The sequence below is a fragment of the Streptomyces kebangsaanensis genome, assembly GCF_001906585.1.
GTDB lineage: Bacteria > Actinomycetota > Actinomycetes > Streptomycetales > Streptomycetaceae > Streptomyces > Streptomyces kebangsaanensis.
On sequence record NZ_JUJA01000099.1, the window covers coordinates 54,776 to 63,751 of the forward strand.

At 70.9% G+C, this 8,976-nt stretch carries 8 protein-coding genes and 2 pseudogenes; 3 read left to right on the top strand and 7 right to left on the bottom strand.

The features are described 5' to 3' along the window. A pseudogene (locus RH94_RS43420) lies at positions 1–489 on the top strand (ABC transporter ATP-binding protein); the annotation flags it as partial. Next, entirely contained in the window at positions 486–1,301 is an 816-nt protein-coding gene (locus tag RH94_RS14905; protein ID WP_073948077.1) for an ABC transporter permease, read from the top strand. The pseudogene RH94_RS43420 and the gene RH94_RS14905, both read left to right, overlap by 4 nt. A gap of 20 nt (positions 1,302–1,321) precedes the next feature. Here RH94_RS14905 and RH94_RS14910 read toward each other — a convergent pair whose 3' ends face one another. From RH94_RS14910 to RH94_RS14920, 3 genes and pseudogenes are all read right to left on the bottom strand, one after another. After that, the gene (locus tag RH94_RS14910; RefSeq protein WP_073948078.1) at positions 1,322–2,206 is read right to left on the bottom strand and encodes a serine hydrolase; all 885 of its coding nucleotides are present in this window, start codon (positions 2,204–2,206) and stop codon (positions 1,322–1,324) included. Between the two features lie 586 nt (positions 2,207–2,792). Continuing rightward, positions 2,793–3,479: pseudogene (locus tag RH94_RS14915) on the bottom strand (ion transporter); the annotation flags it as partial. A 773-nt stretch (positions 3,480–4,252) separates the two neighbouring features. Further along, positions 4,253–4,918, bottom strand: coding sequence for a zinc ribbon domain-containing protein (locus tag RH94_RS14920; RefSeq protein WP_073948080.1), 666 nt, complete (start codon positions 4,916–4,918; stop codon positions 4,253–4,255). Between the two features lie 231 nt (positions 4,919–5,149). Between RH94_RS14920 and RH94_RS14925 the strand changes: the two genes are divergently transcribed. Continuing rightward, positions 5,150–5,770, top strand: a complete 621-nt coding sequence (locus tag RH94_RS14925) for an acetate uptake transporter (protein WP_073948081.1) — start codon at positions 5,150–5,152, stop codon at positions 5,768–5,770. An 18-nt stretch (positions 5,771–5,788) separates the two neighbouring features. On the opposite strand, the gene RH94_RS14930 is transcribed toward RH94_RS14925, so the two are convergent. From RH94_RS14930 to RH94_RS14940, 4 genes are all read right to left on the bottom strand, one after another. Further along, a complete protein-coding gene (locus tag RH94_RS14930) occupies positions 5,789–6,616 on the bottom strand; it encodes an alpha/beta fold hydrolase (RefSeq protein WP_073948082.1) in 828 nt (275 codons plus the stop codon). Positions 6,617–6,663: 47 nt separating this feature from the next. Then, positions 6,664–6,813: a hypothetical protein gene (locus tag RH94_RS41375; RefSeq protein WP_199880959.1), complete on the bottom strand. Its 150-nt coding sequence runs from the start codon at positions 6,811–6,813 to the stop codon at positions 6,664–6,666. A gap of 139 nt (positions 6,814–6,952) precedes the next feature. Continuing rightward, the gene (locus RH94_RS14935) at positions 6,953–7,159 is read right to left on the bottom strand and encodes a hypothetical protein (protein WP_073948083.1); all 207 of its coding nucleotides are present in this window, start codon (positions 7,157–7,159) and stop codon (positions 6,953–6,955) included. A 23-nt stretch (positions 7,160–7,182) separates the two neighbouring features. Next, on the bottom strand, positions 7,183–8,976 hold a 1,794-nt coding region (locus tag RH94_RS14940; protein ID WP_073948084.1), incomplete at its 5' end, for a nickel-dependent hydrogenase large subunit.

The following is an 8,976-nucleotide window of genomic DNA, read 5'->3' on the forward strand; positions in this document are numbered from 1 at the left end:
GAGCCGGTCAACGGCCTCGACCCCGAGGGCATCCTGTGGATCCGGAACCTGCTCAAGGCACTGGCCGCCGAGGGGCGCACGGTCCTGGTGTCCTCGCACCTGATGTCCGAGATGGCGCTGACCGCCGAACACCTGATCGTCATCGGACGCGGCCGGCTGATCGCGGACACGTCGGTGGCGGAGTTCACCGCGCGGGCCGCCGGGGACCTGGTGCGGGTGCGCACGGACCAGGCGGAGAGGCTGCGCGGTCTGCTGTCCGGCCCGGACGTGACCGTCACCGCGCAGGAGGACGGTGTGCTGCTGGTGACCGGACTCAGCAGTGAGCGGATCGGGCGGATCGCGGCCGGCAGCGGTGTGGCACTGGCCGAACTGACGCCCCAGCGGGCGTCGCTGGAGGAGGCGTTCATGGAGCTGACCCGGGACGCCGTGGAGTACCAGGCACCGGCGGCGCAGCTCGTCGGCGCGGGCGGCGAGGGGCGTACGGCATGACGACGGCGACGGTGATTCCCGAGGCGGAGCGGGGCCGGGTCACGCAGCTGCGGGTGATCCGCTCGGAGTGGATCAAGCTGCGGTCGCTCAGGTCGACGCTGTTCACCCTGCTGGCCGCGGTCGTCGCGATGATCGGTCTCGGCTTCCTGTTCAGCTACTTCACCGCGAACCGCTGGTCGCATCTGCCGCCGCAGGAGCGGCTGGCCTTCGATCCGGCGCTGGTGAGCCTGCGCGGCTTCTTCCTGGCGCAGCTGGCCGTCGGCGTGCTGGGGGTGCTGGTGGTCAGCGGCGAGTACGCCACCGGCATGATCCGCGCCACCCTGTCCGCGGTGCCGCGCCGCCTGCCCGTGCTGTGGGCGAAGGCGTCGGTGTACGCCGCCGTGGCGTGGGCCCTCATGACGGCCGCCTCGCTGGCCGCCTTCCTGGTGGGGCAGGCCGCGCTGTCGGGCCACCGCCTGCAGACCTCGCTCGGTGCTCCGGGCGTGCCGCGGGCGGTGCTGGGCGCCGGGCTGTACCTGACGGGCGTGGCCCTGATCGGGGTGGCGCTCGGAGCGCTGATCCGCAGCACCGCCGGCGGGATCGCCACCCTGTTCGGTGTGCTCCTGGTGCTGCCGGTGCTCGCCGCGGCGCTGCCGTCGTCGTGGTTCGACGCGATCAACAAGTACCTGCCGAGCACGGCGGGGCAGGGCCTGGTCCACATCCAGCAGCAGCCGCACACGCTGGCGCCGTGGACCGGGTTCGCGCTGTTCTGCCTGTACGCGCTGCTGGCGCTGGCCGGGGCGGCGATCGTGCTCCGGCGGCGGGACGCCTGACGGCGCCCGCCGCCGCGCGGTCAGCGCCGGGCGGCCGCCGCCACCGCCTGGCGTGCCGTCCGCTCCACCAGGGAGACGCCGTCGCTCATCGACGCGCTGCCGTCCGACAGGACGGCGACGAGGTAGTGGCGCCCGTCCACGGTGACCCGTCCGACGCTGTTGACGTCCCAGAGTCCGGACGTGGTGCGCTGCAGCCAGCCGTTCTTCAGCGCCCACTCGGTGCCGGAGGCCGCCGAGACACCCCACGCCTGGTCCTTCGCGACGCGGCTCATCAACGACGTGATGTAGGCGCGGGACTGGGCGTTCAGCGCCGAGGAGTGGGCCTCCGGCGTCCCGGCCGTGTCGAACACGGCCCGCAGCAGCCGTACCTGGTCGCTCGCCGTCGTCTGCGTCAGCCCCCACTTCCCGCCGGGGCCGCCCTTCGTCGAGGTGAGTCCCAGGCGCTTGTTGGCCGCTTCCAGGCCCGGCGCCTGGCCGATCTTCCGCCACAGCACGTTCGTCGCCGCGTTGTCGCTGTTGCGGATCATCGGTCCGGCGAGCGCGCGTTCCTGGTCGGTGAGCCGCCGGCCCGCGTCCTGTGCCTGCAGCAGCAGCGCAGCGAGGATGTCGACCTTGATGATGCTCGCGGTGTCGTACGGGGCGTCCCGGCCGTACAGCACCGGCTCGCGGCTCGCGCCGTCGAGGCGGAGCACCGCCGCCGTCACCCGCTCCTTGGACCGGGGCTGGACCGCGGCGGTGGCCGAGGACTGCTCCGTCGGCGCGGCGAGAGCGGGTGCCGCGTGCAGCGCGCCGGCGGAGAACAAGGCCGTCACCGAGGCCAGAAGCACACCGGCGCAGGCACCGGCACGCCGGACACGGCTCCTGGAGGCGGTCTTGGAGGGCGACGGGGAAGACGGATAGGACATGGTCGGGCAGGCCTCAGCAAAGGGTCGACAAAGGGGAACCGAGGGTGAAGGTAGACAAAATGCCCGCCCGTTGAAGTGGCGGCCGTCACTACGGGCCGCTTTCGGCCCGAATTGTGAGAAGAGCCATAGATCGGCCGGCCGGCGCGGGACGGTGGCACGGACGCCGTGGACCCCGGCGACGAGGCCCACTGCCGGCGCCGTCAACTCGGCCTGACCGCACGCGCGTTGCCCGACAGCGACCAACAGCCGGGGCAGGACTTTCCCGCATCCGGCGGCGCGGTCTCCCGCCGCGCCTTCACCGGCGCCGCCTGGAGGGCCGCCGCCGTCTGCGGGTGCCCGCCGCCGGGCGGCCGACGACCGTCGGGACGACAAGTGCCGCCTGTCCGGACCGCGGTGGCGCCGCCCCGGTGAGGTCGCGTTCGAGTTCGTCCAGGGCGCTGCGGGCCGCCGTGATCCGCTCCAGGAGGCGCTGCCGGTCGTCCGCGGCGGGGGCGGCCCGTTCCCGTTCGGCCGGCTCGTCCTTCTCCATCTCCCGGGCCTCGTCCAGCGACGTGATGACGACACCGATGAGGACGTTGACCAGGACGAAGGAGCCCAGCAGAACGTAGGAGGCGTAGTAGAGCAGGCTCCAGCGCGACACCTCCAGGCCGCTGTGCACCGCGTCGCCGATGCCGTCCAGGGTCATCAGCAGGAAGAGGGTCAGGACGGCGCGGCCGATGGAGCCGTAGTGCTCGGGGTCGTGACGGCCGAAGAAGACCCAGCCGACCATGGCGTACACGTACAGCAGCAGGGCGCCGACCAGGAGGAAGCTCAGGGTGCCGGGCAGGCTGCGGACGACGGCGACCATCACGATGCGCACCTGCGGCAGGAAGCGGGCGGTGCGCAACACACGCGCCAGCCGCAACAGCCGCAGCACCGTGGCGTTCTCGCGTACCACGGGCAGGAAGGCGCACAGGACCACGATCAGGTCGAAGGTGTTCCAGGAGTCCTTGAGGAAGTCGCGGGGACGGTCGGCGTACGCGGCCAGCCGTATCAGGATCTCGACGGTGAACGCGGCCAGGCAGACCTGTTCGGCCAGCCGTAACACCTGGTGCCACTGCGCCGCCAGGCCGGAGTACGTCTCCAGACCCAGCAGCGCGGCGTTGAGCAGGATCACGGCGAAGACGGCGAGGGCGAACCAGCGGGCCTCGGTGACGGCCCGGCAGCGCCGTGCCAGCTCTCCGCGCAGGGACCGGGACGCGATGTCGGGGGTGTGGTCGTGCTGCTCCGGCATCTGCTGCCCTTGCTCCTTCTCATACGGTGGCGGGCCCGGCCAACCGGGCTGGAAGGACGGGCTCGTTGAGGGCTCGTCCCCCACCAGAGATTTCTACAGCACTGTAGATCGCGCCGACCGTCCGGCCTTCTCAATTGGGATCGAATGATTGCTTTGCGCGCTTTCTTCCGGGGTGGGGTACTCGGGACCCGGCGCACGAGGCGTGGAGGCAGCGATGCTGCCGAGTCCGCCGGAACGGGAACGTCTGACGATCCATGCGGCGGCCAGGCTCGCCCGGGAGCGCCGGGAGCGGGAGCGGGAGCTGAATCTGCCGAGGCCACGGCGCTGATCGCCTCGCTCCTGCTCGGAGGGGCCCGTGACGGGCGGACCAAGGCCGACCCGCAGGAGAACGACGCGCTGCCGGTCATCGAGGTCGGGGGCCGTCCGCCGTACGACCAGGAACTCGCCGCGGGGCCGGACGCGCCCGGCCGGGACGGCCCGGCGGTCACCGGCGGCCGGCACGCCCTCGGGTCCGTGCTGCTCGTCGACCCCGCCGCCGTCCCGCACGCCCCCGTCGGCCGCGGTGACGACAGCGCGGTCATGGCGCTGCCCGGGCCCGGTGTCCTGATCAGCCCGATCGCCCCGGACTCGACGTCCCTGCGCCGCCGCCCGGACGCCGCCCTCGACGGCATCCTCACCGCTGTCCCGGCCCCGTCGCCGGACCGCGCACCGCGCGCTGTGTGCGCCGTACGCGGTCGCAGCGTCCGATCAGAGCCGGGGCGGCGCCCCGGTGGTCACCTCCGGGTTCCGCAGGCCGGGCAGAAGGCCGCACCGTCCGGCAGCTCCTGGTGGCAGGAGGAGCAGCCCGCCGTCCGGGCGAGGCGGGTTCCGCAGGCCGGGCAGAAGGTCGCGCCCCTGGTCTCGGCCCTGCAGTGCGGGCACACCAACTGGCGCGGCGTGGTGACGTCGCAGCCCTCGCCGCGCTGCTGCCCGGCGTCGTAGGCGCGCTGGGCCACCATGTCGTTCAGGCCCCTCTGCCGGGCGGCCACCGCCTCGGCCGCGGTGTCCGGCGAGCAGGTGAGGCACAGTCCCTGTCCCCCGTTCCAGCAGCGGGCGCAGACGTGGGCGGTGCAGCGGGGGCAGCGGTTGAAGTGGTCCTGGGCGTTGGCGATGGCACGGGTGAACGCCGCGTCCCGCTGAGTGCCGTAACTGGCTCCGGCCAGGCCGTCGGCCGCGGAGGAGGCGCCGCGGGCCGCGCCGCTGCCGCCCATGACCGACCAGGCGGCGTTCACGCCCCGCGACAGCCAGCCGGCCATCTGCCCCGCCCTGAAGGGCTCGAACGGCGAGCGCCAGGTGTCGGAACAGCGCGAGCAGGAGAACTCGAACTGGAAGCCGGCGCCGGTGCCGTGCTGTTCGCACAGGTCGCGGTAGTTGTTGCTGAAGTAGATCTCGGTACTCACGGTGCGTCCCCCCAGGACTGATCTCGCGCTGATCCCGCGCTGATGTTGCCGTGCCCCACGAGACGCCCGTCCTCGTCCGCGGGTTCCCGGATTCCGCGGGCCGCGCGGGCGCCCCGGCAGCACGGTCGGACGACTGAGAGTGTGACAAATGGGTATTCGTGTGACGAACCCGCACAAGGTTCGTCGGGCTCCGGCTGGTTCTGCCGGTCTCGGGTCGAAGGGATTCCGGTCATGACTGACGACATGAGCAAATCCGTCCGCGAGGAGGCCCGCCCGGCCGACCCACAGGCGGTGGGCCTCGCGGACCCGGCCCCGCTGGGGCTGGCGGGGCTCGCGATGACCACGCTCCTGCTGTCCATCCTCAACGCCGGTCTGATCAAGGAACCCGCCGCGATCCTCCCGGTGCTGGGGCTCGCGGCGTTCTACGGCGGACTCGCCCAGTTCATCGCGGGCCTGTTCGAGTACCGCCGCGGCAACACCTTCGGCGCGACCATGTTCGTCTCCTACGGCGCGTTCTGGCTGACGTACTGGTGGCTCGTGCCGCGCGTGGCCACCGTCGACGCGCACAACGGCCTGGGGCTGTTCCTGCTCGTCTGGGGGATCTTCACCGCCTACCTGGCGGTGGCCGCGCTGCGCACCAGTCTCGCCGTCTTCGCGGTGCTCGCGCTGCTGACCGTCACCTACGTCCTCCTGGCGGTCGGGGAGTTCCAGGGCGGCCTGGGGCCGCACGTCATCACGCGGATCGGCGGCTGGTTCGGCATCGCGACGGGCCTGGTCGCCTGGTACGCCTCGGCGGCCGCCGTCATCAACGCCTCGCACCGCCGGACCCTGCTGCCCACCTGGCCCCGCTGAGCGGGCCGGTCGGCGGGGTCAGCGGGAGAGGAAGTCCAGCAGGTCCTGATGGAAGCGCTGTTTGTCGCCGTCGACCATGGCGAGGCCGTGGCTGCCGCCCTCGTACACCTTCAGCTCGGCGCCGGAGACGATCCGCGCGGCTTTGCGGCCGGTGGCGTCGATGGGCACGATCCGGTCGTCGTCGCCGTGCACGACCAGGGTGGGGATGTCGAACTTCTTCAGGTCCTCGTGGAAGGGCGTGGTGCCGAAGGCGTCGACGCAGGCGACGGCGCCCTCGATGGTCTGCGCCATGCCCATGTGCCAGAACGCGTCCTTGTTGCCCTGAGTGACCTTGCTCCCCGGGCGGTCGGCGGAGAAGAAGCCCTCGGCGGTGTCCTTCCAGAACTGCGAACGCTCCTTGAGGATGCCGGCCTTGATGTCGTCGAAGACGGACCGCGGGACGCCCTCGGGGTTGTCCGGGCCCTGCAGCATCAGCGGTGTGATGGCGGAGAGCAGGACGGCCGAGCGCACGCGTCCGGTGCCGTGGCGGCCGATGTACCGTGCGAGTTCGCCACCGCCCATGGAGTGCGCCACCAGCGTGACGTCCCGCAGGTCGAGGTGGGTCAGCAGGTCGTGGAGGTCGTCGGCGAACGTGTCGAAGTCGTAGCCGTCGTAGACCGGGGTGGAACGCCCGTGACCGCGGCGGTCGTGGGCGATCCCCCGGTATCCGGCGTCGGCGACCGCCTTGAGCTGGTCCTGCCAGGCGTCTCCGTTCAGGGGCCAGCCGTGGATGAAGACCACCGGACGTCCCCGGCCCCAGTCCTTGTAGAAGATCTCGACCCCGTCGCGCGTGGCGCACACAGGCATGCTCATCACCTTTCGCTCGATCACGGTGCGCGGCCGACGGCGCGGGTTCAGCGCGGACGGCGTGAGCCGGGGCGGATGCCGACCATCCGCCAGATCCTGATCTCGCGCACGAGCCCGGGCATCTCCCTGACCAGCAGGGCGAGCACCAGCCCGCCCACGACGGCGGCCTCCGCCATCAGCACTTGTCTGCCTGTCACCCCCGTGCTCCTCCCCCCCTGTACCACCGGTCTCACCCATCGCGTCCGGCGCGTCCGGCGCATCCGTGTCTGTCCCATCTGCCTCTCCTGTCGCTTCCGACCCGGCCTCCCGACCCCGTCCTGACTCGGGCGAGGTCCGTCACCCGGGCGAGATGTTCGGCATGATCTTCATGATCGCGTCGTGCTTCTTCCAGTGGATGCCCGTGGAGCGCCGGGCGTCGGAGGTGCCGTCCTTGTGGTGACCCTGCTGCCGCTGGTACGGGCCGGCGTTGCCCTGGTGCAGCCCGGTGACGTGTCCGGGGGTGTCGTGCTTCACGTCGGCCCTGCCGACTCTGATCCTGCCCATCGTCTGCTCCTCCCTGTCGCGGCTCAGCCGTGACCGGCTCCGTAGGTGGGCGAGTGTGTGGTGGTCAGTGTTTTTCCGTTGCCGGTGTACATGTGGACGCCGCAGGGGAGGCAGGGGTCGAAGCTGCGGACGGTGCGCATGATGTCGACGCCTTTGAAGGTGTCGGGGCCGTTTTCCTCGAAGATGGGCTGGCCCTGGACGGCGTCTTCGTAGGGGCCGGGGGTGCCGTAGTGGTCGCGGGGGCTGGCGTTCCAGGGGGTGGGGGGGTAGGGGTGGTAGTTGGCGATCTTTTTGTCGCGGATGACGAGGTGGTGGGAGAGGACGCCGCGGACGGCTTCGTGGAAGCCGCAGCCGATGGCTTCGTCGGGGACCTCGTAGTTGGTGAAGGTGTGGGTTTCGCCGGCGCGGACGAGGTGTTGGGCCTGGTCGAGGAAGTGGAGGGCCATGGCGGCGGCGTAGGCGATGAAGTAGGGGCGGGCGCGGTCGCGTTCGAGGGTGTTGGACCACTGGGGGATGGTCCATTCCAGGGTGTGTTCGGGGAGGGTTTGGCCTTTGGGGAGGGTGATGCGGACGCTGTGGCCGGTGGCTTTGACGTAGGGGGTGTCGACGAGGCCGTTCAGGGCGGTGGACCACAGGCGGGCCAGGGGGCCGCCGCCGGTGTCCAGGGCGAGGTGCCGGCCGGTTTCGGGGTGGTACCAGCGGGGGCTCATGACCCAGGAGTAGTTGTTTTCGAAGGTGCGTTTTTGGGGGTGGGGGAGGGTGGTCTGGTTCCAGGGGTGGCGGATGTCGACGGGGTTGCCGAGGGGGTCGTGGGTGACGAAGGGCTCTTCGCCTGTCCAGTCGTCGTAGTAGGAGGAGCCGAGGAGGATGCGCAGGCCGAGGTTGATGTCGGTGAGGTTGTTGGTGACGAGTTGGCCGTCGACGATGATGCCGGGGGTGACGTACATGTCCTTGCCCCAGGTGTTCATCGTGGCGTAGCGGTAGTCGCAGGTGTCGGGGTTTTGGAAGGCGCCCCAGCAGGCGAGGAGGATGCGGCGGCGGCCGACCTCCTCGTAGCCGGGCAGGGCGGCGTAGAAGAAGTCGAAGACGTCGTCGTTCATGGCGACGGCCTGTTTGACGAAGTCGATGATGCGCAGCAGGCGGGTGAGGTAGTCGGTGAAGAGGGTGGGCTGGGGCATGGTGCCCACGCCGCCGGGATAGAGGGTGGAGGGGTGGACGTGGCGGCCCTCCATCAGGCAGAACATCTCCCGGGTGGTGCGGGAGATCTTGAGGGCCTGTTTGTAGACCTCGCCCTCGAAGGGGTTGAAGGCGCGCATGATGTCGGCGATGGTGCGGTAGCCGTGGAGGTGGCCGCGGGGGGCTTCGGTGCGTTCGGCGCGGGCCAGGACGGAGGGGTTGGTGGCCTTGACCATGGCCTCGCAGAAGTCGACGAAGACGAGGTTGTCCTGGAAGATGGTGTGGTCGAACATGTATTCGGCGGCTTCGCCGAGGTTGGTGATGTGTTCGGCCATGGGCGGGGGTTTGGCGCCGTAGGCCATCTGCTGGGCGTAGTTGGAGCAGGTGGTGTGGTTGTCGCCGCAGATGCCGCAGATGCGGGAGGTGATGAAGCCGGCGTCGCGGGGGTCCTTGCCGCGCATGAAGACGGAGTAGCCGCGGAACAGGGAGGAGGTGGAGTGGCACTCGACGACTTCCTGGTTGGCGAAGTCGATCTTCGTGTAGATGCCCAGGTTGCCGATGATCCGGGTGATCGGGTCCCAGGACATGTCCACGATCTGCGCGGGCCTGCGCCCCGCCGCACGAGCCTGAGTGGTCGTCAT

Excerpts from the sequence above, each read along its gene's own strand:
- RH94_RS14905 (WP_073948077.1), top strand. The coding sequence starts at position 486 with ATGACGACGGCGACGGTGATTCCCGAGGCGGAGCGGGGCCGGGTCACG.
- RH94_RS14910 (WP_073948078.1), bottom strand. The coding sequence starts at position 2,206 with ATGTCCTATCCGTCTTCCCCGTCGCCCTCCAAGACCGCCTCCAGGAGC.
- RH94_RS14925 (WP_073948081.1), top strand. The coding sequence starts at position 5,150 with ATGACTGACGACATGAGCAAATCCGTCCGCGAGGAGGCCCGCCCGGCC.
- RH94_RS14930 (WP_073948082.1), bottom strand. The coding sequence starts at position 6,616 with ATGCCTGTGTGCGCCACGCGCGACGGGGTCGAGATCTTCTACAAGGAC.
- RH94_RS14935 (WP_073948083.1), bottom strand. The coding sequence starts at position 7,159 with ATGGGCAGGATCAGAGTCGGCAGGGCCGACGTGAAGCACGACACCCCC.